18 protein-coding genes are annotated in these 24,246 nt (G+C 37.8%); 7 read left to right on the top strand and 11 right to left on the bottom strand.

The genetic code is table 11. The features are described from left to right. Positions 1 to 14 precede the first annotated feature (14 nt). Genes SOP96_RS08195 through deoC form a run of 3 tightly spaced genes read left to right on the top strand, consistent with a single transcriptional unit; the run spans position 15 to position 2,196 of the window. Positions 15 to 980, top strand: a complete 966-nt coding sequence (locus SOP96_RS08195) for an endonuclease/exonuclease/phosphatase family protein (RefSeq protein WP_326320498.1) — start codon at positions 15 to 17, stop codon at positions 978 to 980. Next, positions 977 to 1,447: an Lrp/AsnC ligand binding domain-containing protein gene (locus SOP96_RS08190; RefSeq protein ID WP_326320497.1), complete on the top strand. Its 471-nt coding sequence runs from the start codon at positions 977 to 979 to the stop codon at positions 1,445 to 1,447. The genes SOP96_RS08195 and SOP96_RS08190 overlap by 4 nt, the downstream gene beginning before the upstream one ends. A gap of 2 nt (positions 1,448 to 1,449) precedes the next feature. Continuing rightward, positions 1,450 to 2,196, top strand: a complete 747-nt coding sequence (deoC, locus tag SOP96_RS08185) for a deoxyribose-phosphate aldolase (RefSeq protein WP_326320591.1) — start codon at positions 1,450 to 1,452, stop codon at positions 2,194 to 2,196. Between the two features lie 54 nt (positions 2,197 to 2,250). Here the strand turns inward: deoC and dusB are convergent, their stop codons facing one another. From dusB to SOP96_RS08170, 3 genes are all read right to left on the bottom strand, one after another. Further along, positions 2,251 to 3,249, bottom strand: coding sequence for a tRNA dihydrouridine synthase DusB (gene dusB, locus SOP96_RS08180; protein ID WP_326320496.1), 999 nt, complete (start codon positions 3,247 to 3,249; stop codon positions 2,251 to 2,253). An 85-nt stretch (positions 3,250 to 3,334) separates the two neighbouring features. Further along, positions 3,335 to 4,354, bottom strand: coding sequence for a T9SS type A sorting domain-containing protein (locus SOP96_RS08175; RefSeq protein ID WP_326320495.1), 1,020 nt, complete (start codon positions 4,352 to 4,354; stop codon positions 3,335 to 3,337). A gap of 226 nt (positions 4,355 to 4,580) precedes the next feature. Further along, positions 4,581 to 7,793 (bottom strand): hypothetical protein, encoded by a 3,213-nt coding sequence (locus SOP96_RS08170; RefSeq protein WP_326320494.1) that lies wholly within the window; start codon positions 7,791 to 7,793, stop codon positions 4,581 to 4,583. Positions 7,794 to 7,977: 184 nt separating this feature from the next. Between SOP96_RS08170 and SOP96_RS08165 the strand changes: the two genes are divergently transcribed. Beyond that, complete coding sequence (locus SOP96_RS08165) at positions 7,978 to 8,907, top strand: T9SS type A sorting domain-containing protein (RefSeq protein ID WP_326320493.1); 930 nt, start codon at positions 7,978 to 7,980, stop codon at positions 8,905 to 8,907. Between the two features lie 160 nt (positions 8,908 to 9,067). Further along, positions 9,068 to 9,925 (top strand): lamin tail domain-containing protein, encoded by an 858-nt coding sequence (locus tag SOP96_RS08160; protein ID WP_326320492.1) that lies wholly within the window; start codon positions 9,068 to 9,070, stop codon positions 9,923 to 9,925. A gap of 82 nt (positions 9,926 to 10,007) precedes the next feature. On the opposite strand, the gene SOP96_RS08155 is transcribed toward SOP96_RS08160, so the two are convergent. From SOP96_RS08155 to SOP96_RS08120, 8 genes are all read right to left on the bottom strand, one after another. Then, positions 10,008 to 12,824 carry a gluzincin family metallopeptidase gene (locus SOP96_RS08155; RefSeq protein ID WP_326320491.1) on the bottom strand — a complete coding sequence of 939 codons (2,817 nt, stop codon included), beginning with the start codon at positions 12,822 to 12,824 and terminating at the stop codon, positions 10,008 to 10,010. 69 nt (positions 12,825 to 12,893) lie between these two features. Continuing rightward, the gene (pyrF, locus tag SOP96_RS08150) at positions 12,894 to 14,261 is read right to left on the bottom strand and encodes an orotidine-5'-phosphate decarboxylase (protein WP_326320490.1); all 1,368 of its coding nucleotides are present in this window, start codon (positions 14,259 to 14,261) and stop codon (positions 12,894 to 12,896) included. Between the two features lie 148 nt (positions 14,262 to 14,409). Further along, complete coding sequence (locus tag SOP96_RS08145) at positions 14,410 to 14,757, bottom strand: YkvA family protein (protein WP_326320489.1); 348 nt, start codon at positions 14,755 to 14,757, stop codon at positions 14,410 to 14,412. Positions 14,758 to 14,838: 81 nt separating this feature from the next. Then, the gene (locus SOP96_RS08140) at positions 14,839 to 15,378 is read right to left on the bottom strand and encodes a TlpA family protein disulfide reductase (RefSeq protein ID WP_326320488.1); all 540 of its coding nucleotides are present in this window, start codon (positions 15,376 to 15,378) and stop codon (positions 14,839 to 14,841) included. A 42-nt stretch (positions 15,379 to 15,420) separates the two neighbouring features. Continuing rightward, positions 15,421 to 15,984, bottom strand: coding sequence for a thioredoxin family protein (locus SOP96_RS08135; protein WP_326320487.1), 564 nt, complete (start codon positions 15,982 to 15,984; stop codon positions 15,421 to 15,423). 10 nt (positions 15,985 to 15,994) lie between these two features. Next, positions 15,995 to 17,065: a chorismate synthase gene (gene aroC, locus SOP96_RS08130; RefSeq protein WP_326320486.1), complete on the bottom strand. Its 1,071-nt coding sequence runs from the start codon at positions 17,063 to 17,065 to the stop codon at positions 15,995 to 15,997. Positions 17,066 to 17,106: 41 nt separating this feature from the next. Continuing rightward, complete coding sequence (locus SOP96_RS08125) at positions 17,107 to 18,750, bottom strand: LIC_10190 family membrane protein (protein ID WP_326320485.1); 1,644 nt, start codon at positions 18,748 to 18,750, stop codon at positions 17,107 to 17,109. Between the two features lie 51 nt (positions 18,751 to 18,801). Then, positions 18,802 to 19,341, bottom strand: coding sequence for a YMGG-like glycine zipper-containing protein (locus SOP96_RS08120; RefSeq protein ID WP_326320484.1), 540 nt, complete (start codon positions 19,339 to 19,341; stop codon positions 18,802 to 18,804). A gap of 357 nt (positions 19,342 to 19,698) precedes the next feature. Between SOP96_RS08120 and SOP96_RS08115 the strand changes: the two genes are divergently transcribed. Together SOP96_RS08115 and SOP96_RS08110 are read left to right on the top strand one after the other, a co-directional pair. Beyond that, complete coding sequence (locus SOP96_RS08115; RefSeq protein WP_326320483.1) at positions 19,699 to 19,974, top strand: hypothetical protein; 276 nt, start codon at positions 19,699 to 19,701, stop codon at positions 19,972 to 19,974. 443 nt (positions 19,975 to 20,417) lie between these two features. Next, positions 20,418 to 24,197, top strand: coding sequence for a fibronectin type III domain-containing protein (locus SOP96_RS08110; RefSeq protein WP_326320482.1), 3,780 nt, complete (start codon positions 20,418 to 20,420; stop codon positions 24,195 to 24,197). The last annotated feature ends 49 nt before the right edge of the window (positions 24,198 to 24,246 follow it).

The following is a 24,246-nucleotide window of genomic DNA, read 5'->3' as shown; positions in this document are numbered from 1 at the left end:
AGAAAAGTGCAGTGATGGAGTTGTTAAGTTTTTATAATGTTGAGAATTTATTCCTTCCGGATCCTAAACCCAGGCATAAGCTGGATCCCACAATTTCAGGATTGAGGAGTTGGGATGAACGGAAATATAAAAACAAACTTCAAAAAATAGCACACGTTTTTCAGCTGATCAAGGAACAGAATGGAATGCTGCCTTTTATTGTCGGTCTTTCGGAGGTTTCCGGGAAGAAAGTGCTGGAAGATCTCGTGCAGCTGCAGCCATTCAATTCAGAATATGGCATTGTGCATTACAACTCCATGGATGACAGAAAAGTTGATGTGGCGATGCTGTACGATAAAAAAAAAGTTGAAATAATAGATTCTGAAGCTATTGCTTTCTTCTTTGAAAATGAAAATAAAAACACAGAATATAAAACCACAAGAGATGTGCTCTATGCAGTAGTGAAGTATGAAGAAATGGTTATTAATGTCTTTATCGCTCATCTTCCCTCCAAGCGAGATAAAGATATTAACAAGCCTAAAAGAATCTTTATACTGAATGAAATCCAAAAAAGGATGCTGGATCTTACACAAGCTGAAGAACATGTAATTCTGTGTGGAGATTTTAATGAAAACCCAGATGATGAAAATTTAGTGAAAATTCTCTATGGCAATGCGCAGGGGAAGGCTTTTGAAAACCCTTTTCAGCAATTGTTTTCTACAGGAAATTACTCTACTTTTCATTACAAATCCGGGCTGTTGTTTGATCAGATCATATTGTCGGAATCTTTTTTTAAAAAAGATAATATGCTTTCTTTTCAGGGTGCTGAAATCTTTAGGCACGAAAAAATCAGCAGCCGCGACAAAAAATCCGGAGGAAGGCCTTTACGCACCTATTCCGGAACAAGATATCTGGGTGGTTACAGCGACCATTTTCCGGTCTTTGTAACCCTCGGTAAAATGCAAAACAAATGTGAAAACATAAATTTAAGTAGAGAATGAAAAATTCAGACAACACAATCTATCAATTGGATTCAATCGACAAGGAAATTATTTACATGCTGATGGATAATTCCAAAACATCTCTCGCTCATATTTCCAAAGGAGTAGGGATTTCTACCACTGCCGTTCACCAGAGAATTAAAAAACTGGAGCAGGCAGGGGTTATTGAAAATTCAATTTCATTTCTTAATCCTAAAAAAATAGGATATAAAGTTATTTCCTACATAGGAGTATTCCTTGATAAACCAAGTCATTATCCCGATATGGTTAAAGCCTTAAAGGAAATTAATGAAGTCGTAGAAGCACATTATACCACCGGGAATTACACTATTTTCCTGAAAGTTCTTTGCAAAGATAACGACCACCTGATGCAGATACTCAGCAAACTTCAGAAACTAAAAGGGGTGACAAGAACAGAAACTTTCATATCTTTGGAGCAGGGTATTTACAGACAACTGAAAGTATAAACATCATGAACATCGCTCAATATTTGGATTCAACCTACCTGAAAACTCCTGAACAGTCGGGGATCTCGGAACACGAAACATTACAAAAAGATAAAGATCTGGCGCAGGAAGCAATTGATAACGGAATTTTTGCCGTAATGATCCGCCCGGATTATGTTTCTGAAATCAAAAAATATATTCAGGAAAGAAATTCGGATGTTGTAGTGGGAACGGTTATCGGTTTTCATGAAGGAACCTATTCTGTGGATGAAAAACTTGCGGAGGCAGAGAAAGCAATCGCAGAAGGAGCAGATGAATTGGATTTTGTCATCAATTACAACGCTTATCTTAATGGAGATGTAAACATGGTAAAAGATGAATTTATAAAATGTACCCAGCTGTGTCTCCAAAATCATAAAGTTGTAAAATGGATTATTGAAATTGCTGCTTTAACGGATGAACAAATCGCTGATCTTACCCAAAATATTTCCAATTGGGCAGAAGATAATTTCCCGGAAAATGAATGGCCTAAGATTTTCGTAAAGTCTTCCACAGGTTTTTATGAAACTAAAGCCGGAAAGCCAAACGGAGCAACTTTTGAAGGGATAAAAATAATGCTTGATAACGCAGGAAAACTTCCGGTGAAAGCTGCCGGTGGAGTAAGAACTCCCGAAGATGCCGAAAAAATGATCACTATGGGAGTAAAACGTATAGGAACTTCTTCTGCATCAGCACTAATCAAAAATCAATCAGCTTCGGAAGGGTATTAATTTAAATAAAACAGTAAATAAAAAACCATCAACTTTGTATTGATGGTTTTTTATTTAAGCCTGTTGCGCTAAATATTCTGTATAAAACTCCTGGGTTTCTTTAATCAAAGCATCCATTTCTGATAAAGTAAATACTTCCAGGAATTTCTTTCTGAAATCCTTAAAATGAGGAACACCGCGGAAATAATTGCTGTAATGCTGTCTCATTTCAACCAGGCCTAATCTTTCACCCTTCCAATCTGCGCTCCATTCCGCATGCTGGCGAACTGCCAGTAAGCGGTCTTCAATCGTTGGTGCCGGAAGATGTTCTCCGGTGTTAAAGAAATGTTTAATTTCATTAAAAATCCATGGATATCCGATGGCTGCTCTTCCGATCATGATTCCGTCGCAGGCATACTTTTGTTTATATTCTAAAGCTTTTTCAGGGGAATCGATATCACCGTTTCCAAAGATCGGAATCTCAATATTAGGATTTTGCTTGATTCTTGAAATATGCTCCCAGTCTGCTTCGCCTTTATACATTTGTGCACGCGTTCTTGCGTGAATGGTTAATGCTTTAATTCCCGTTTCCTGCAGGCGTTCTGCTACCTCATCAATGTTGATGGAAGTGCTGTCCCAGCCTAAACGTGTTTTAACGGTTACCGGTAAACTTGTTGATCTTACAACCGCTTTTGTAAGGCGCACCATTAAATCAATATCTTTTAAAACGCCTGCTCCCGCACCTTTGCAAACTACTTTTTTTACAGGGCATCCGAAATTAATATCAACGAGATCAGGGTTCACCGTTTCTACAATTCTTGCCGACATGGCCATTGCTTCTTCATCTCCGCCAAAAATCTGGATTCCTACAGGTCTTTCATAATCGAAAATATCCAGTTTTTTTCTGCTTTTAATGGCATCACGGATTAACCCTTCCGAAGAAATAAATTCAGAGTACATTAGGTCTGCACCATGCATTTTGCATAATCTCCTGAAAGGCGGATCGCTTACATCTTCCATCGGAGCCAGTAAAAGCGGAAATTCCGGCAGTTCTATATTGCCAATTTTAATCATGCTGCAAATTTACAACTTTTCAAAAAAATAAATCCTTTATTCGGCTAAAGGATTTATTATCAAGTTTTATTGTGTCTTTAAACTATTATTTTTTGATGATCTTAGAAGAAAATCTTCGTTCACCGTCTGATACTTCCACTATATAATTGCCCTTTTGTAAATCTGAAACATTCATATTTTCCGTATAATTTTTGGTAAGAATTTTTCTCCCGGCAGTATCGAAAATCGTAATAATGGTTTTCTCAGTGCTGTAGCTTTCCGATAGTCTTATTTTCAGGGTATTGTTTACCGGATTTTCAAGAATTATTACTTCATTTTTACGCTTTACAGGTTCAGATATTCCCAAAACTGTTGTAAAGAGAGCGCTGTAAGCTTTGGCTGCCTTAAATGATGTAATGTTCGTTGTCGGGATACTGGTTGTATTGGTTCGGATAAAAAACCGGTCAAGATTTAAAGTGCTTGCATAATCATTCCCGCTTGAGATGGTAACGTCAGCCGTTGAAGGTTCTGCTGCGGAAGAAGGGTTGAGGTAGATTGACATCACGTCATCTGTTGTGCTTCCTGTATTGTGGGTATATTTAACGACAATTAAATGCGTGGTATTAAGCGGCAAAACCGTAGCTGAAAAAGTGTTGGTGCCGCTGTTTTTAGACCCGCCTACCTTAAAACCTCCTGTGGCATTCTGGAAAAGAATTCTGATCGCAGTATTAAAAGGGCCGTTACTCAGGATTCTGATGAAATCCCCTGGCGTTGTTGAAGGTACGGTACTCGCATTTACTAAGAAAGAAAAATAAAATGTATTGCCATCTGCAGGCATAGCCATAGGAGTGAAGTTTCTACCTACGGAATCCTGGTTAGGAACTGTTTTTGCAGAATTTACAGCAGAGCTGTAGTTAGAATAACTTTGGGTAAAAGCCGCTACCTGCGTATTGGTACATCCAAATCCTGCGCATGCTCCTCCGCCGTAAGTGCTGGAGTTATTCGTCCAGCTTCCCTGTCCGCTTAGCTGTGTTGCTGAAAGTGCACTAAGATCATCATTTAAAAGTAACTGAGCGCTTACATTTTGTATAAAAACGCAGCCGATAAGTAATAAAATTTTTTTCATCTATGTTTTTTTAATTATTATTCTGCGAAATTATAAATTAATTGTATATGAAATGAAAAAAATGAATAATTTTTATTTTTATATGATTTTGTTTAGGAATAAATGCGTTTAAAGAATTAATTGTAATGGTTGTTAACGTTAACTTTTTATTATTTTGAATAATTAATAAAGTAATTTTTTTAAATAAAATCTTAATTTGAATTAAAAATAACAAATCTTCTTTTTATTAAAAACTTGCCTTCACCTGCATGCTTCCGATATGAATGGTCCGGTCTCCGGAATTTCTTCCCTCATAATTTAAATTTAGCTGAAGAAAAGAATTGATAGCCTGTTGAATAAATACGCTCCACACCTGGTTTTTTCCGGGCTTCAGCCCATCCAGCATCTGGTTTCCAACAATACTGAAATTGTTTCCTGTAAAATTGTTATTGATGAATGAAAAATTTCCTCTGATGGAAGTTTTTCTTCGTTCCCATTGTATGGTTCCGGTAATGTCAAACGCTTTTAGAAGTTCCTCCCCATCAACTCTGTCTTTCTGCCGGAATGCGGAAGAAAGCTCTGCCTGAATAGCATCCGTAAATTTATAAGTTGCTTTCGGTTTTGTTTCAAAATTATTCAGACGGTAATCTCTGGTTGCGAATAACTGGGAAGAGTTCCGAATATCATGTACGGAATTTTCCCAGTCGATTCTGAATTCTTTATTAAACCAGTACCCAATGTTTAAAAAATGGGATATCTGTTCACGTTCTTCATTACTGAAGTTGGCATTGATAAGGTTGTCATTGGATATAAAACGATAGTTTCCGTTCCAGCCGGATTTTTCAGTAGGGCTGAACTGTGCCGAAGCCAGAATATTCTGATTTTTCAATATTTGATCATCATTTTTTTCGAAAGGATTCAACACCAAAACTTTATCCCGCTTGTAGAAAGAGTTCTGGGAATTTAGTGAAATATTAAAATTCCACCGCTTGAGAAATTTATTTTCAGAATTAAAAACAACAGAAGGGTTCACAAATAAAGCCAGCTGTATTTTGTTTTTGTTGGAAGGTACATATCTTACAGAATTGGTATAAATCCTGATATATTGTGCAAGATCAGAATATTCTGCAATCTCAAATTCATCAAGCTGCTGAATGCCGTCGCCATTGTAATCCGTCCATTTATAAACTCCCTGTCCGTCAGTTACTTTTATATATTGGAATTCTCTCTGCGCTTCCTGTCCGTTTCCCAATTCATAGAAAGCCTGAAGCCTCATCCCGTTTCTGAAAAGCTGCTGGTTGTAAAGAATATTCCCTACCACGAAATCATTGTTTCTGGAAGCATCAATATCCTGATTCTGGTAGAAAAACTTCCGGTAATGAAGAAGCGCATTTAACGTTGTTTTTTCTGTCTTTATGATTTGGCTTTCGGTCATGAATCCCAATATATTATTCATGCTCTGGAGCCTGTTGTCGCGCACCGAGTCATTGTCCCGCATGTAAACTTTTGTCAGCAATTTTGTACGGGCGCTGTCGCCAATCTTTTTCTGTACAAAAATTTCTCTCCAGCTGAAACTGGTGACATCCATGAGCTGGGTGTCGTTATATTTCTTTTCATTGTGTTCCATGCTTCCGCCGATGGCCCAGCTTCCCTTTTTACCGGTATATTCTGTAGAAACACCTCCTCTTATGAATTTTGTATCCTGAAGAATGGCATTTGTATTAAGGTAAGATAAGCTTCCTTTAGTGAAAAACTTACCGCTGATCCAGCCAAAATCAAGATCATTTTTTATCCCTTTATAAGAATCCTGCTCATCGAGGTAATTGATTCTGTAATTTAAGGTGGATTTATTATTCCATTTGTTTAAAAAGCTAAAGATAAACCTATTCTGTGTTCTTCCGCTGAATTCCTGGGCAAGGTTAAAGTCTCTTGAGAATTCTACATCATTGATTCTGTCTAAAATATGAAACTGTTTATCAATATACTGATATTCAAAATTCGGGGTCCCTTTCCAGTTATTTTTGGTAAAAGTTTTATTTCCAAAAATTCTCCACGCGTAACCAATATTCTGGTTGGAATCTCTGGACGAAAAGAGATTGACATCATAATTGCTTAGTGAAATATCTGCTCCGATTTTTCCGTCTTTTAAAAGATATTCGGAATTTACAGAATATACCTGTGATTTTTCCGGAGAAGGAAGCTTTCTTACGGCACGGTAATCTCCCATATTTGGACCGACATACTCAAAAACCCTCCCGTTGTTCGTAGTTTGTGTTATTTTGTAATCTCCAAGATTGGCTCCGAAATACGTAAACGAAACGGTGTAAAGAGTCTGTGTGGCATCCGTTGAAAATTCATAATAGTTCCCGGAAGGATTTTGTACCAGGCGGTAAAGGATTTTGTTAACATCATATTCGGCAACCACACCGGAAGGAGCGTACATTAAATTCGGATCGTTTCCTGCATCAGCGAGAATCTGTTGGTCTTCCTGAGAAAGATTTAAAGCCAGCGGCGCATTTTTATTATCATTTTCCATGAACCAATTCAGCCCCAGCCTTAGCTTTTCTCTCTTGTGTTCAACTTTTCCGGTGAATAAATATCGGGAATAATTCCTGTTGGTATAATTGTAAGAAATCGTAATGAAATTCTGCTGGAAAATAGGGCGGAAACTGGTGAATGTTACCTCACCTGTATTGTAATTAATAATATAATCCTGGTTTTCCCCGCGCTTCATCAAAATACCGTCGATAAAAACCTGTTCCGATCCTGATATCAGTGTGATAAACTGCTCGCCGTTTTTTCCGGTTAGGCGGTAAGGTCCCTGGTTTCCTTCAACCCCCTGAAAGCGGATTCTGTGAAATTCGCTTCGTGCAACTCCCATCGAGACATCCATGAATGTTTTATTTTCTTTCCCGAATTCTGTCTGAAATTCAAGGCCCATGCTTCTTCTCTGGAATTTTGCAAAATAATTTTTGGCTTCCACAAGATCAAGGTGCCCCGCCCTAAGGATGGATTTATCCTTAATATTAAGCTGCATATATATCTTGTCGAATTCTTCAAGGGTTTGCGTGTATCCGTCTGCCTGAATCGGTAAATTATGATCTGAAATACTTGCGAGAATCGTAACATCTTTAGAAAGCCTCCCGGAAATCTGCAGATCCATAGAGCTTTGTACCGACTGTCCCTGGTTGTTCCCGAAAGTAATTCCCCGGATAATGGAACCCTTTGAATTAAGCTCTCCTAAGAATCTTTTTTTATCATTTCGGGCAAGAACGGCTTCATCCACAATAATTCTGTTGCTGGTTTTCACAAAATCCAGAGTATCTTTTGCGAAAATATCCTGCTCGAATCTTGCAGCGAGAATACTGTCTTGTCTTAGGCTATCCTGTTTTATACTATCCTGTGGGAGGTTAGGGTTTTTCCACGTGAATATCTGTGCATTTCCGGAGAATATGCCCATAAAAAATATCACAAATATCAGAATATAATTCCGCAAGCCTTTAAAATAATCCGTAAAAATACTTAAAAAATGTTTATGGAAAGGGGTTTAGTATTATTAACAAAAAATTAACCCTATTATTGTCTATTGAGAAAAAAATGGTGTAATTTTGGCCTGTAAATTATTAATAATTAAATTTAAAGTCATGAAAAAAATTTACTCATTAGCTGTAGTTTTAATGTCAAGCGTTGCATTTTCGCAAATTAGCCTTACTACTTCTGGAGTTGCATATTCACAAAATTTTGATGGGATGGGGACTACTACTGTTTTACCTTCAGGATGGAGCGCATTACGTTCATCAGGATCAGGAACAGTGGGGCAGGCTTTATCTCCGATTGTAAACGACGGAACGTCTAATACCGGAGCGGTATTTAATGTCGGAAGTGTAGGTTCAAGTGATAGGGCATTGGGAACAATCGCATCTGGTTCTACAGTTCCTGCTTTTGGTGCTCAATTTACAAACAATACAGGGGCTGCTGTTACAAGCTTGGTGATCTCTTTCAATGAAGAGCAGTGGAGAACAGGTAGTAACTCAGTCGTTGAGACAATTGCTTTTTCATACAGTACCGATGCTACTGCTTTGGATAACGGAACATGGATTCCGGTGACTAACCTTGACATGATGGAAATACTGACATCAGATAATACAAATACAGCTGTTGACGGGAATCTTCCTGCCAATAGAGTTGCTAAATCTTTTACAATCACTGGCCTTAATATTGCTAATGGAGGTAGTGTTTTTATCAAATGGGTTGATACCAATGAAACGGGAAGCGATGGTATGTTTGCTGTAGATGATTTTTCTCTAACTCCAAATGGAGGAACTTTAGCTGTTTCTGATTTATCTAAAACAAAAGGAAACTTTATTAAAAACACTTTTGTTAAGAATGAAGAAATTACTTTCGGAGCTCAGGCTCAAGATGTAAAAGTATACAATATGTATGGTCAGGTTGTAAAAACAGCTTCTGTAAAGGAAAACGAATCTTTAAATGTCGCTGAATTACAAAAAGGAAACTATATTGTTACTGGTACAGTAAACAATAAGCCTGTTTCTCAAAAGATCTTGAAAGATTAATATTAATCAGCAATATCATAAATGTAAGCCACTTTTTTAAAGTGGCTTTTTTATTTTAAATAATCTAAATAAGATGAATTTTTCGCAAAATATGTGGTATATGATTAGTTATTTGGCATTTTTTTTGCTGAATCATTAGTACAACATAAATCACTTAATTATGAAAAAAGCATTTACTTTTATCGGGCTTATCTCGATGATGGCGTTTTCTAATGCCCAGATTGTAATTAATGAAGTGTATACCGGAGGAGGCCTTTTAGGGGCAACCTTAACAAATGACTTCATAGAGTTGAAAAACATTGGCAATTCAACGGCAACCTTAACGGGTGCAACGATTCAGTACGGCTCTGCTTCAGGAGCATTTACCCAGTATCATACCTTACCGACGATCACTTTAAATCCGGGACAGACCTATTTGATTCAGGAAGGTAGCGATGGCGGTGGGTTGATCAACCTTGTTAACCCGAATTTAATAGTTAATGTCGTACTGAATTTCGATGGTTCCGGTCCGGTTGTTGGTGCCGGATTAGGCATAGGGCTTACTTCCGGAAAGGTTGCGCTTGCCAGCAATGCTACACAGGTGACGGGGCCAACAGCATCCAATGTTTTAGATTTTGTAGGATACGGTTTGGCTAATCAATATGAAGGTACCGGAGCTGCTCCTTCCCCAACGATTCTTAATTCCATCACCAGAATTACCGGCGATACCAACAACAACAGTGTAGATTTCACTATCGGATTGCCTACTCCGCAGGGAGGAACTTTGGCGGTGAGTGATATTTCTGCTAACGCTGTACGCCCTAATTTCATCAAAAACACTTTTGTGAAAAACAGCGAAATTGTTTTTGGAGCGGACGTAAAAGATGTGAAAGTATACAACATGATGGGACAGGTTGTGAAAACAGCTTCCGTAAAAGAAAATGGATCATTAAATGTTGACGAACTGCAAAAAGGAAATTACATCGTAACAGGTACTATTAATAATGAACCGGTTTCGCAAAAAATCCTGAAAGATTAGTATGGATAATTTATTACAATCTTAAATACCAATGCCTCAGAATTTTTCTGGGGCAATTTTTTGATACGATTGCACAATTAAATTAATACCAGCCTCGGCGAGCTGCGTTGATAATGGAGTTTAAATTTAGAATCAGCGTATATCGGATACGTTTTCCATAATCTTTGAATCCTGGTTCAAATCCTAAAGATGACTGTACCGGAAAATAGATTTCAAGGAAATCCGGAATGACACGTACTTTTATACCACTATCCCAAATGAATTTCGTAGACCGGTTTTTGTTATCATACACTCCTGCATCTGCATAAACATGGAAGATTTTCCAGACACTGGTGTCTACATTCACGGAAGTAATCCATTTGTTGACAGTTCCCGGTATGAACGATTTGAACCCTCCGTCTGCCAGAATATATTGTTGCGAAAGAATTCCTCCGGTTGCGCTTTGCCCTAACAAATTATAGGAAAAAGAGTAATCCGAAACTCTGGAAATTCCATAATTAAACGTGTTGTTTCTTGTATTATTTTTGATGAAATATCCTGCAAAGAGCCTCACGCTAAGCTTTTGTCTCGGTGCAAATTCCCAACGGTAAAAAGCTTCTGCATTTACTTTATGAAAATCTTCCATCCATTGAGTATTCACACCAATGCTTTTCTCGTGGATGCTCTGGCTGTCGTTGTATCCGTAGCCGATGCTCCACAAGTGGTACTTGTCATAATCATTATTGGCAATCATCAATGGGCTGAGATCTCTTTCAAAATAGTTGTAAGAAATCCCAAGGCTCCTTCCTACGGTGCTTCTCGGGTTTTTTCTAAAGCTGAAATTAGAATAAACAGAACCCTTTCGGTAAGCCAAATCAAAATCATAATGGAAATAAGATCCTGAAACCCCGAAAGTAATGCTTCTGAAAATACTTTCTGCCGGGAGAAGAGAGTAGGCCACTGCTCCGGAACCGGTAAGCTTTCCTGTTCCCGTACTGTAAGTAGGAGTGAAAGAATACAAAAATTTCTGATCGAAAAACGACTGGTTTTTAAAATTAAATCCGATCAAAAATTTATCATACGTGTTGCTGAAACGAACTCTCGGACTGATATAAACTTCATTGAATTCCGGATTCGGGATGTCTTTAATAAGCTTCAGCTTGATCTTTCTCATATTAGAAAAGAAACCTTTAGCATAGAGGAAATTATCTCTATAATTGGCTTCCGGGAAGATGTAGTCGTCATTTAAGGTGATTTTATTGATATTTTCGGAAGGAATAGAAAACGTTGTTGTTTTTTTATTTTCTTCCGTTTCTATCCAATATTCTTTGGTGTCGCCGTCTTTGGATTCGGTTTGCAGTTTTACCGGAATATTAGAGAATGTATTTTTATTAATTTTTATATGAAGAGAATCTCCTTCTTTCTGAAATCTTTTAAGCTTAAAATTAACCCTGTTTTTATGCTGTAAAAAGTCAGCAAGATAAGAAGTTCTTTTGTCCTGTTCCGCCAATTCTTTAATGAAATCATCCGGATTAACCTGCTTATCGGTATTTTTAGCAATAAAATTCTGTACCAGGCTATCGAATTTTTCATAGCCCATCTTATCTGCCGAATAATTGAATAAGGTTCCCATTTCAAAGCTGCTGATAGCCGTATCATTAAAATTGCTCAGGACAGTATATTTTTCATCGATTTTCTGATCAAGATTCTGGGACATGATATACTGATACGTAAGTCCGTACCTCTCAATGAGCTTTACATCCGAAGCATAGAACAGCTTTAAAGGTTTAATTCCGAAAATTTTGGTTTCGGGTAAGCTGCCCAAGAGTTTGGTGTCGCCATAAAATTTCTTCAGATATTGAATTTCAAGGTAAGATTTTAAACCGTTTTTAAACCAGTGATTATCCTGTTTGTCGGTAATAATGCTTTCATCCAGAACTTTTTTGGCCACTATCCCGAAGTAATCAAGATCGGTCTTCTGGGCATCGGTAAAAAGCTGAAACCTGAATTTCCAGAATGCAATATCATTATTTCCGAAAAAATCTTCTTTCGCCCTGAACTTATCAGAGATGAAAATTCTTTGAGGAACGGCACCGATCCTGTCTTTAATAAATTTCAGGTGAAGCGGCAGATAAAACTCAAGGTTTTGTTTTTGTTCCGGAGTTAAATCATAGCCGAATTTTATTTCAGTTTTAATATCGTCATTGTTGATGGTGATTGACGGATATTCATTCTGTGAAATAAGAAATTCCGGATCAGAATCCAGGTACCCTCTGAACGAATTCATCTGAAGCTGCTGAAGATTACTTTCAACAAAATAATTGACCGGCAGGTCGAAATTAATAATCCAATGCGTGTTGAAACTTACCGATTCCTCAATATCGTGATAATCTCTTTTGGAAGTATTTTCAGGATCAAAACGATCCGGAACAATAAAGAAATATTTTAATGCTACATTTTTATCCGAAGTTCCGTACCCTGTAAACTTTTTGTCGGGAAGCTGAATTTCATATTGCAGTTTTAGCTTTACCTGTTCTCCTGGCTGTAATGTTTTTTTCAGGGGCAGAAATAAATTCTCCTCAGAAATGCTATTTACCGGAATTTCCTGATCAGAATCCTGAATTTTTAAACTGAGTACTTTGCCGAGCTCTTTTTTTTCAGCAAAGTGAAGATCGATATTCCGGTCTTCCAGCTTCCGGTAGACAAGGGAAGTACCTCTCTTATTGTAAGCAGATACCCAGTTTAAGAGCTTTATCGTATCAAGAACATTTTTAGAATTGTTGTGGTAGACCAGCTCCTGATTTACCTGCAGCAGCTTTTTGTCTGAAGAAAGTTTTGCTTCAATATAAATACTATCCTTCTGTGCAGATACTTCTACAACACCCAGAAACAAAAAAAGTCCAATGCAAATATTTCTCAATTAACTGTGATATGTTTCAAATATAGTTTATTTTAAAGAAAATCTATAAAAATTTAGATTAACTTTAAGTTAGTTTTTCATCAAGGAATTTAAATACGCTTTCCATCCTTCATTTTGATAGATCATGGCTGCTTCGGCAGGGTTTTCAGATTTGTAAATTCCTCTTCCGACGATGATAAAATCGGTGTGAAGCGTTTGGAAAACGTGTTCCGGAGTATTGTACTGCTGTCCTTTACCGTCGCCGGAATCTGCCAGATTTACACCCGGAGTGAACAGAAGCATCTCTTCGGGAAGCGGGTTTTGGGAAACTCCTCCGATTACATTGGGATGGGAAGCTGCAATTTTTAAAGCTTCATCCCGGTAAGCGCTTGTGGTTAAAGTACCTTTGGAAGACATCCCGATGATGGCAACAACGCCTACATTTTTAAAGCAGTCTAAAGATTCAAATCCTCCGATCACCTGAGACGTTACAAAATCTGCCCAGTCTGTAATTTTAAATACACCGCTTGTAAACTGCAGTTCCTGGGTATTTCCGATGTCTGCAAATTTTCGGTCTTCCATGAGCAGGAAGTTATGTTTTGCTGCCAAAGCTTTTAAAGGAGTAATTGTTTTTTCGTATTCGAAATCAGATATAATATCGATGTGTGTCTTCAACGCAATCACATGAGGGCCTACTTTTTCTGCAAGATCCAGTAATTCCTGAGTGGTGGTAACATCGGCAGAAGCGATAAGGTTGGATTGTTTGGCAATTGCTGTTTCCAATAATTTTTTAGAAACAGAATGTTGCGCTGTACTGAGTTTCTGTTCGTAAGAAGCTCTTGTTACTTCTTCAAACTGAATATGATTTCCCTGTAAAAAATCCTGAATTCTTTTCACTTCGTCATCCGATAATTCTCCGTTTTCCCAAAGGATTGAACATACTTCCGAAATATTGAAAAGGGTGTGAACTCTGTAGCCTTTGCTTTCAAGAAGCTCTTTTCCGCCTTGTTCCCTGTCCAGCACAACTACGATATCGGCCACTTTAATGTCTTCCTGCTCAACTTCCGCAATGGTTTCGATTAAAGATTTTCCGGAGGTAATCACATCTTCCACCAAAAGGCAGTTTTGTCCTTTCTGGTAAATTCCTTCGATCAGTTTTTTGGTGCCGTAGTTCTTAGCTTCTTTTCTTTTTATAATTAATGGAATATAGCTTTCAAGAGACATTGCTGTAGCCATCGGAAGGGCAGCGTAAGGAACTCCGCAGATCAGGTCAAAATTATCCAGAGGAAGCATATCCAGTAAATAATTGGCTAAGTTTTTCAGGATTTTAGGATCTGAAGCCAGCGGTCTTAAGTCTACATAAAAAGGGCTTTCAATACCACTTTTTAATGTAAATCTTCCGAATTTGATGATGCCCAGTTTATAGCACTCTAAAAAGAATTCTTTTTTACTTTCCATTATTTTTTTTTAATGTTTGCAAATTTAAGGAAATGATGTTGAAAGTCCATTGTGAATTTTGCTTCGTAGATGAATTGAGTGTTTTTATCGTTCAATTATCGTAAAGCAGGCTTGTTTATTCACAAAAAAACACCCGGAAGGATGTTTTTTATTTTACGATTTCGGCATTGATTACTTTCGTTGTGTCTTTACTGTATTGTTGCTCGGCTTCCCAAAGAAGGAATTTGTCTACTTCCTTAATCAGTTTCGGGATGGTAAGCGATAAAACGGCAAGATCATCCAACACTCCGATTACGGGAACGGCAACTTCCGGCAGAAGGTCAATCGGCGAGATAATGTACAGTACTCCCAACAGCGGTAAAATAATATCGATGGATCTCATCGGGTATTCTCCTTTTCTCCACATTCTTACCATTCTGAAAATGTCCGGGATTTTTTTCACAAAACCTTTGTGATTGATGGCTTCTTTTGCCAGGCTTAATTTTGAATATTTCATTTTGTGTTTAATTTTAAAATTCTACAACAGTACGTAATTCGCAAATTCTGTACCAATAGGATCTTATGGAACGTTAAAAAATTATTTAATAATATTATCGATAAACTGATGTACGGTTTCTGTATTCCAGTCTCTTGAGGCATCTTCTTTAATGATGATTCTTCCGTTTTTATCAAGAAGGTAAGTGGTAGGAAATACTTTTGGAAGTATTTTTTCGGAAATCGGGCTTTGTGCGATGTAAACAGGAGCCGTGTAATTATTTTCTTTTAAAAACTTTCTTACGGCATCTTCCTGATCATTCATGGCAATCAGTACAAAATCCACGTTGTCCTTTCGGGTGTCATAAAGCTTCTGAATTGAAGGCCATTCTTTTCTGCACGGCGGGCACCAGGTTCCCCAGAAATTCAGGAATACAGCTTTGTTTTTAAACGTTTTAAGATTTGTGCTTGGAACATTGATTCCCTGGAGGTCGATATCATAATCTTCTTCCGTTACGTGTACTGCATTTTCAATCGTTGCAATAGGGAAAAAAGTATCCTGAAGTTTTTCCTTCACGCCCGGAACAAAAGCGATTACCGCAATGATAGCGATTAATACAAAATAAATTATATTTTTTTTCATTTCAAATTTTAAAAAATATGAACAGGTAAATTAACGATTAAATTACAACAATTCCAAAATTTCCTGAACTGCATCCTTTCCCCTGTTTTTGGCGTAATAAACCTGCAGGTCATTGTAAAAAAGATCTTTCGGATATGCCTCAGGATCAGCTTTATATTTCATTAATAACGCTGTCCCGAATTTCGGACGCGGGCCCCAGCATTTTTTAACCTGAAAATCTCGATCCAGGATAATCACTTTCGGAATAGATTCCGTTCCGTTTGTAAGGAATTGATTGATTAAACTTTTGTCGCGGTCTCTCAGGAAAATACGCACTTCATTTCTGCCTTCGAAAAATTTAACCAAAGCCGGAACGGTAGCGCTTGCATCCCCACACCAAACTTCGGAGATGATGAGTATTTTGCCGTCGAAATTTTTGGCTTCAAGCTCTTTCAGCTGGCCTTCATCCGGAATATATTTTTTCAATGTTCTTTCAATTCGCTGCAAACCGAGCTCGTAATATTGTTTATACTCGGCTTCCTGCTGATTGGCAGGATTTTCTAATCTTTCTCTTCCTATTTTCACATACTCTTCAAAAGAGATGCTTTGTTGCCAGTAATTTTCCATTACTATTGTATTAAAAATTGTTGATATTTCTTGTTTTGTTAATCAGAAACAGATCTGCAAGGACAAAAGCGGCAAGGCTTTCCATCACAGGAACCGCTCTTGGAACCACACAGGGATCGTGGCGTCCTTTTCCCTCTACAATTACCGCGTTTCCGTTTTTATCTACACTTTCCTGAGGTCTCAGAATCGTTGCCACCGGTTTAAAAGCTACCCGGAAATAGATGTCCATTCCATTTGAAATTCCACCCTGAATTCCGCCTGAAAGATTAGATTTTGTGGTGAAATCTTCATTGAAAAGATCATTGTGCTCTTTTCCTGTCATTTTAGCACCGCAGAAACCGCTTCCGTATTCAAATCCTTTTGCAGCGTTGATGTTAAGCATAGCTTTTCCCAATTCAGCCTGAAGTTTCGAAAAAACCGGCTCGCCGATTCCCACCGGAACATTTTTGATTACGCAGGTAATGGTTCCGCCAATGGTGTTTCCTTCTTTTTTAATTTCTTTAATTCTTTCGATCATTTTTTCTGCCGTTTCCGGATCGGGACACCGCACTTCGTTGCTTTCCGTTTTTGAAAAGTCGAGCGCCTGATAAGGTTTCTCACAGAAAATTTCACCTACGGAAGAAACGTAGGCATTGATTTCAATGCCGGATAATAATTGTTTTGCTAAAGCTCCGGCAACCACCCAGTTCATGGTTTCTCTTGCAGAAGATTTTCCGCCGCCGCGATAATCTCTCAATCCGTACTTTTGGTCATATGTGAAATCTGCGTGGCTCGGACGATACGATTGGGCAATATGATCGTAATCTTTTGATTTTTGATTTTCATTTTCGATGATAAAGCCAATGGGTGTTCCGGTTGTTTTTCCTTCAAAAATACCTGAAAGAAACTGTACGGTATCGCTTTCTTTCCGTTGGGTTACGATGGCAGACTGTCCCGGTTTTCTGCGGTTCAGTTCATATTGTATTTTATCAAAATCAACCTGAAGTCCTGCGGGAAAATTATTAATGATTCCGCCGTATGCGGGACCATGGCTTTCTCCGAATGTTGTAAGGCTGAGAAGATTACCTAAAGTATTTAACATGATACAAATTTACGGCTTTTTATCCAGATTTTAAATGTTGGCTACCTGTTCTGTGGATAGGTGTTTTTTGTGGAATATATTACTTTTTCCGCTTCTGTTTTTTGTTTTAGTGATAATTTTTTCCAGATAAAACCTTCACGCATATTTTTTTCATCTGCCAGCTGCGGGAAAATACCGGCTTTAATATTACTGTAAACATAGCTTTCTGAAATGGCAGGCAGCTGGGTGTCAAAATTATACGGATATTTTTTGGAAACATTAAATACTAAATTCCCGATTTTGTAAGAATTGGATTGATGATATTGATATGTTGAAGGCTGGTACAGCTGCTTTATCTCAAATTTCCCCATAAAAGTTCCGGGTCTGAAGCTTGGAAGGTAAGTCTGAAGGATATTGGGCATTGCTAAAAAGCAGATGATGATTAAACTTAGAACAGAAAATATGGCGATCGATTTTTTCCGGTTAAAATAATGGGCAAGCAGTACAAAGAAAATCACAAAAAAAACATCAATAAAAAACCGGTACTGGGCTGAAAAGAGAAGAACTAAAATGCTTTTAATAATAATGGAGATGCAGAGCAGGGTTATAATCCTGTTCTTTTTAATGATGGTGAAGAAAATGAGTATGGTTAAACTTAATGCAAAAAGAATATTGATTTTACCTTTAATTCCGTCTAAATAAAGCCAGTTTTTTATATAATCTGCGGTTGAAAAATGCCTGATTTCTTCATAAGAATACTTCATGTCATAAGTTTTCTGAATAGCAAATTGTGAAGATGTTTTTAAAATTTCAGGATTGGGTTTCCAGCTAATTTCCAAATCAGGTAAGGAAACCGGAAACACCGGATATCCGAAAGTGTATATGTTTTTAATAAAAAACAGTAGAACGATTAAAAATCCGGGAAGTAGTTTTGTAAATCTTGATTTAACTATAAAAATTGAATAAAAAAAACTCAGAACAGGAAGCCAGATCATCGTAGGTTTTATAATAAAAACAAAAGCTGAAAACAGAAATAATGAATCTGTTGAACGGTTTCCTTTCAGGATTTCATTCAAAATAACCAAAGAAAAAATTAGTACTGGCAAATCCGGGCTTGGCGATTGTGAAAATAACAGCAGAACCGGTATGAAGCACAACTGAATCCAACTCTTTTTTTCAACGATATACAAAACATAAACAATGAGCAATACTGAATTCATTCTTAAAAAAGGATCTGAAAAATTGGAAAATCCAGCCTGAAATATGTGCCATACCGACATTTGTCCTAATGTAAGATCAAGGTTTGAAATGCCTTTTATCATTCCGTATTCTGTGAGCCATTTTATCGTGGGGACATAATATCCGAAATGATCTAAAATAAATGGGTAAAAAGATCCGCAGAAAGAAATAATGATTGAAATTGAAATGATGATGACAAAATCTTTTTTAGAAAAAGCCTTAAATTCTTTATGCAAACGGTTCTTAAAAAAGAATAACAATCCTATGGATAGGGCAAGAATTTCTATATAAAGATTTAGCGGGAAAAAAAATGCAAGTATTGTAAAAGTAATGCTTATTCCTATTATCCCGAAAAAAATATTACCAGCTGTTCCTTTAATATAAGTTGCCGACGAGCAATGTATTATCTTTCCCCAGCCCATCAGAACAGGAATCAGAATAAAACAAGATAGGAGAATTGACAGCATAAAAAAGATTGCTTAAAAATAAGCAATCTTTTTTATGTATTATAAGAATAATTAGTTACGTGGCTGTACTCTTCCGCTTTTTCTATCCTGTGCTCTACCCAAGGTATATCCTGTAGCACCACCCACTACACCACCAATAGCAGCACCGGCACCCGGACTTTTCTTGTTAACAATTGCTCCTAAAGCGGCTCCTCCCACAGCACCAATGATGGTCCCTTTAGCAGCTTCACTCATTCCTTTTTTCTGGGTTGTACCCTGAGAAGCTGTGCTTCCGCTATTGCCGGATGAGCTGCTTCCTGAACCAGAGCTCGGCCTGTCTCTGTAAATAGTATTTGTTTCCCTTATTATCTGAGGCTTTGAGGTGGCAGCTGTTTTAGCTTTTTCAACTTCAGCGATACTGTCTGCTTTTTTTTGTGCTTCGTAAGCTATTTTTTCTTTCTCAATAGCTAATTTTTGTTTTTCTATTTCCAATTGTCTCATCTGGAATTCCATTTTTTGCTGTTCCAGAGATTTTTCGGCTATCTGATCATCTTTTTTACAGGCTGTCAGCGCAAATACTGATAATAATCCTGTTAACACTATACTTTTCATAATTCAAATTTTAATAGGTCTAAAAGACCAGATTTACAATATGATATTTTCAATTATGACGCCAATAGTAAGTTAAGTAATGTTAAAATTTTAAAAAAAATATTAAAAATAGTCTTATATAGTTGTTAAGTATTCATATTAATAAAGAGATTATAGATATAGTGTTTGTCTAATTTTCTTTTATATTTTGAATTAATACAAATTCTTTTAGCATGGGATGAATAACGGTTAAATGCAAGCATTGCCGAAAAATATTTTAAAATTATATGAAAATTCAGGACATTATGATCTCGCTCATATAATTGTTCATGATTTGTATATAATTTTGAACCATATCAAACACCAAAAAAATTTTATATGAAAAAAGTAATGCTATTAATGCTGGGAATCAGTCTTTTTGCTGTAAGCTGTAAAAAACAGCAAACGGAAAATGAAAACAACGCTGTGAGTGATTCTGCTGCCACAGGAACAATGGCTCCTGATAATACAGCCACCGGAGGCATGGACTCCACAGCCAGTGTAAGAGACAGTATGATGAACCAGGGGAGCGGAACAAACAACCAGGCCACAAGCCCTAATCAGAACGGAGGGACTCAGAACACTTCAGGTACCGGAACTGATTCTGCAAGATAAGACACTTTTTTAGACCCCATATACCCTTTTAAAAACTCCTCACGACCCTTGAGGAGTTTTGCTTTTATATTTTAAAAAAATATCAATTAAAGCGTTGTGATCCCAGTCATAAAAATTTAATTCTTTCAGAGTTAATTTTATCATAGAATCAATTAATTGATTCTATAAAAATTTTTTTTCATCATTTGTGTTTTTAGGATCTCGGTTTCGGGATCCTTTTTTATTATATTTTAATGTGAATTCTGTCATTCAATAATAAATTGATTTTTGCCTGACAATAATAAAAATGAGAGCAGGGCGTTACTTGTAAAGTAAGATAAAATTATTTTTAATAAATTTTTTGTGTGCATAGTCTGCATTTTTTATAAAAAACATGCTGTTATGTGCTTAGTTTTATCAAAAAACGAATTAGATTTGCAATGATTAATATTAAATGATAACTAATGAAGAAAATTTCTACTTTTCTAGTGCTTCTTCTGTGTTTGTTAAATTTAGGCTTCATACAGAATGCCTATGGACAGGCACCTGCAACATTACCCTATTCACAGGATTTTAATACTGCCAACGACTTTACGTTTCCTAACGGGACTGCAACGAATAAGTGGTTTTACGGTTCTGCTACCGGGAATGCCGGCAATTCTATTTATATCTCAGATAATAATGGAAGCGCTAATACTTACAATATCAGTTCGTCAAGTGTTGTGCATGCGTACAGAGATATTGCAATCCCTGCAGGCTCTTCTGTTGCCAGCTTTTTATTTGACTGGAAAGCGGGAGGAGAGTCTATCTATGATTATTTGAGAGTCTGGCTGGTGCCAAGTACCTTCGTGCCCGCTTCCGGAACTCAGATCACTGCCGGAGGAGGGAGAATACAGGTTGGAGGGAATTATAATTTGCAGTCGACGTGGCAAACATACAGTAATTCCAATCTGAATATATCGTCTTTTGCGGGGGCAACCATGAGGCTGGTATTTGAATGGAGAAATGATTCATCAGGAGGCGTACAGCCACCGGTTGCTGTAGATAATGTTAATTTTAGCATACCTACCTGCTTTATACCTACAGCTATGGCTGTTTCTAACATAGGAACTAATAACGCGACTTTAGCATGGAATGCTCCTAACCCGGTTCCGGCATCGGGATACGAATATTACCTAAGTACAAACAGTACACCTCCTACTGCTGCTACGCCGGGAGTTGCCAATGCAGGAACTTCGGTGAGTCTCCCGGGATTATTGGCTTCCACCACTTATTACTGGTGGGTTCGTTCGGTTTGCAGTTCTAATGATAAAAGTTTTTGGATCGCAGGACCTTCATTCACCACGAATCAGATTCCGGCTACGCTTCCTTACACACAGAATTTTTCTTCAGCAAACGATCTTCAGCTTTCAAACGGAAATCAGACTAACAAATGGGCGTATGGTGCTGCGACAGGAAATCCTGCCAATTCATTATATATTTCAGACAATAACGGAACTACCAATACATACACTACTGGATCTTCAAGTGTAGTACATGCGTTCAGAGATATAATTGTTCCTGCTGGAACAACAGATGCTACATTGATGTTTGACTGGAAGGCAGATGGAGAATCTACATATGATTATTTAAGAGTATGGATGGTTCCGGTAAGTTTTGTACCGACACCAGGAACTCAAATTACTGCCGGTGGGGGAAGAATCCAGATTGGTGGTAACATGAATCAGCAAACCGCATGGCAAAATTATTTAAATACATCGCTTAATCTCAGTTCTTTTGCGGGATCAACCATGCGGCTTGTATTTGAATGGAGAAATGACTCATCAGGCGGTACACAGCCTCCTGCTGCAATTGATAATATTAATTTGAGTATTCCTACGTGTAAAGTTCCTACAAACGTTCAGGTAACAAGTGTGGGCAGCAATACTGCGTCAATAAGCTGGACGGCTCCGTCACCTGCACCTGTAGGAGGGTATCAGATTTACCTTACGACAACAAACGTACCTCCGGTAGCTTCTACGGTACCTACATCAACTTCAACGACAACTTCAGCAACACTGTCTCCTTTAACGGCAAACACAACCTATTATTTCTGGGTGCGCTCTGTGTGTGCAGGGTCTGACAGAAGTTTCTGGGTGACTGGGCCAAGCTTTACTACCTCGCAAATTCCGGCAACACTTCCTTATATACAACAGTTTACTTCAGGAAGCGACTTGGGATATACTAACGGAACCCAGGTAAACAAGTGGGTGTATGGTTCTGCAACGGGAAATACCGGAAATTCCATTTATATTTCCAATACAAACGGAACAACTAATGCCTACAATACAGGATCTACGAGTGTGGTTCACGCGTACAGGGATATTATTATTCCTGCGGCAACAACAACCGCTACTTTCTCTTTCGATTGGAAAGCACAGGGAGAATCAACCTATGATTATTTGAGAGTCTGGCTGGTGCCAACAACTTTTATGCCTGTTTCCGGAACTCAGATTACTGCAGGAGCAGGAAGAATACAGGTGGGAGCGAATTATAATCAGCAGTCGACCTGGCAGACTGTTCTTAATCCTGCTCTGAATATTTCAAGCTTTGCAGGAACTACGATGCGTCTTGTTTTTGAATGGAGAAACGACTCTTCAGCAGGAACACAGCCTCCTGTAGCAATTGACAATATCAATCTGCGTGTATGCAGTACGGCAACTCCGGTTGTAACGTTGGGAGCTCCTACCCATAATTCAATAGTACTAACATGGCCGCAGGATACTGGTGGTGCAAGCTATATTATTAATTACAGACCACAGGGTACCGGTGCGCCTTGGCAGACGACAAGTGTGGCAGCGGCTCCTTATCCGCAGCCTACGAATACAACAACGTTAACGAATCTTTCATCTGCAACATTATACGAAGTACAGGTAATTGCGGTTTGTAACGGAAATCAGGGCGCGCCTTCCAACAATACATTCACGACGAGATGTGATCCTACGCCTCCGAATGTTACCATCAGTAATATTACAACAAATTCGGCTTTAATCACATGGTCGCCTTTAGCAGCAAGTTCGCATTATTTCATGAGATACAGGATCGTGGGAAGTGGAAACGCTGGTTGGAGTGCGAATGTTCCTTTACCTGCAGCTCCTGTCAATACATTCCCTCTTACAGGGCTGAATGTATATACTACATATGAAGTGCAGGTTGCCAATATGTGTGATAATGAAAATACGATGAATCCATGGTCTAACCCTAAAGTATTTACCACGGAAAGAACATGCGAAATTGCTCCTCCCGGTTTAACGATCACCAATATTACGACCACTACGGCTCAGGTTACATGGGAATCTTTCCCGGGTGCAACATATGTATTGAGATACAGAAAAGTTGGTATTCCGAGCTGGACAAGCGTAGCTTCCAATACCAATACAATTACCCTTACAGGTCTTCTGGAACTTACTCAATATGAAATGCAGGTAGCGAATATCTGCAGCGGAACTGCCGGAAATTATACTCTGCCATATCTTTTCACAACACCTACAGTGGTGTATTGCCAGATGGCTGCTACCGCTTCATCTTCTGAATATATTTCAAAAGTTACAGTAACGCCAAACGGTAAACCGGAAATGGTAAATGAATCTTTAGCGTCTAACTACACGGATTATACGGGAGTGAATAACAAATTCATCGAATTAATCCAGGGGTCTTCTGATAATAAAGTAACTATTGAGAAGAAAATATCAGGAAATACCAATGCAGGAGTTGCTGTTTGGATCGACTTCAACAGGAACGGATATTTTGATATTAATGAAAGAGTTTTTGTTTCAGGCCCAAATAACGAGGAGACAGTAACCGGAACCTTCTCTGTGCCTGTGGATGCATTCATAAGCCTTACAGATTTTAAATATGTTGTAATGCGTGTTGCACTTCAGAAAGACGGCATTCCTGTGAATTGTACCAATGTTCCTAATGGCGAAGTAGAAGACTATACGGTAAGAATTTCTAAGCAAATTGTACCGAATCCGGTAAACCAGGATGAAATCCTGATTTATCCAAACCCGGTAAAAACAGTGCTGAATGTGAAAAACATCAGCGGCAGGGCCAATTATAAAATTTATAATGCTACAGGACAAATTGTATCAACAGGTATTATTCTTAACAATAAGATTGACGTTCATATGCTTATTAACGGAGTGTATGTAATTGATATTGATGATGTAAAAGGTACTGCCCAAAAGAAATTTATCAAGGAATAAGATAAAACCAAATATAATTACTAAAACCCTCAGAAATGAGGTTTTTCCT

This window comes from Chryseobacterium salviniae, from assembly GCF_035819015.1.
In the GTDB taxonomy this organism is placed as follows: Bacteria; Bacteroidota; Bacteroidia; order Flavobacteriales; family Weeksellaceae; genus Chryseobacterium; species Chryseobacterium salviniae.
The sequence above is the reverse complement of the archived record's forward strand: the minus strand, read 5'-3'. Positions and strand labels throughout refer to the sequence as shown.

Coding starts and splice junctions, on each gene's coding strand:
- SOP96_RS08160 (WP_326320492.1), top strand. CDS start 9,068: ATGAAAAAAGCATTTACTTTTATCGGGCTTATCTCGATGATGGCGTTT.
- SOP96_RS08115 (WP_326320483.1), top strand. CDS start 19,699: ATGAAAAAAGTAATGCTATTAATGCTGGGAATCAGTCTTTTTGCTGTA.
- dusB (WP_326320496.1), bottom strand. CDS start 3,249: ATGATTAAAATTGGCAATATAGAACTGCCGGAATTTCCGCTTTTACTG.
- SOP96_RS08120 (WP_326320484.1), bottom strand. CDS start 19,341: ATGAAAAGTATAGTGTTAACAGGATTATTATCAGTATTTGCGCTGACA.
- SOP96_RS08195 (WP_326320498.1), top strand. CDS start 15: ATGGAGTTGTTAAGTTTTTATAATGTTGAGAATTTATTCCTTCCGGAT.
- SOP96_RS08135 (WP_326320487.1), bottom strand. CDS start 15,984: ATGGAAAATTACTGGCAACAAAGCATCTCTTTTGAAGAGTATGTGAAA.
- SOP96_RS08140 (WP_326320488.1), bottom strand. CDS start 15,378: ATGAAAAAAAATATAATTTATTTTGTATTAATCGCTATCATTGCGGTA.
- aroC (WP_326320486.1), bottom strand. CDS start 17,065: ATGTTAAATACTTTAGGTAATCTTCTCAGCCTTACAACATTCGGAGAA.
- SOP96_RS08170 (WP_326320494.1), bottom strand. CDS start 7,793: ATGGGCATATTCTCCGGAAATGCACAGATATTCACGTGGAAAAACCCT.
- SOP96_RS08145 (WP_326320489.1), bottom strand. CDS start 14,757: ATGAAATATTCAAAATTAAGCCTGGCAAAAGAAGCCATCAATCACAAA.
- SOP96_RS08125 (WP_326320485.1), bottom strand. CDS start 18,750: ATGCTGTCAATTCTCCTATCTTGTTTTATTCTGATTCCTGTTCTGATG.
- SOP96_RS08190 (WP_326320497.1), top strand. CDS start 977: ATGAAAAATTCAGACAACACAATCTATCAATTGGATTCAATCGACAAG.
- SOP96_RS08110 (WP_326320482.1), top strand. CDS start 20,418: ATGAAGAAAATTTCTACTTTTCTAGTGCTTCTTCTGTGTTTGTTAAAT.
- pyrF (WP_326320490.1), bottom strand. CDS start 14,261: ATGGAAAGTAAAAAAGAATTCTTTTTAGAGTGCTATAAACTGGGCATC.
- SOP96_RS08165 (WP_326320493.1), top strand. CDS start 7,978: ATGAAAAAAATTTACTCATTAGCTGTAGTTTTAATGTCAAGCGTTGCA.
- SOP96_RS08175 (WP_326320495.1), bottom strand. CDS start 4,354: ATGAAAAAAATTTTATTACTTATCGGCTGCGTTTTTATACAAAATGTA.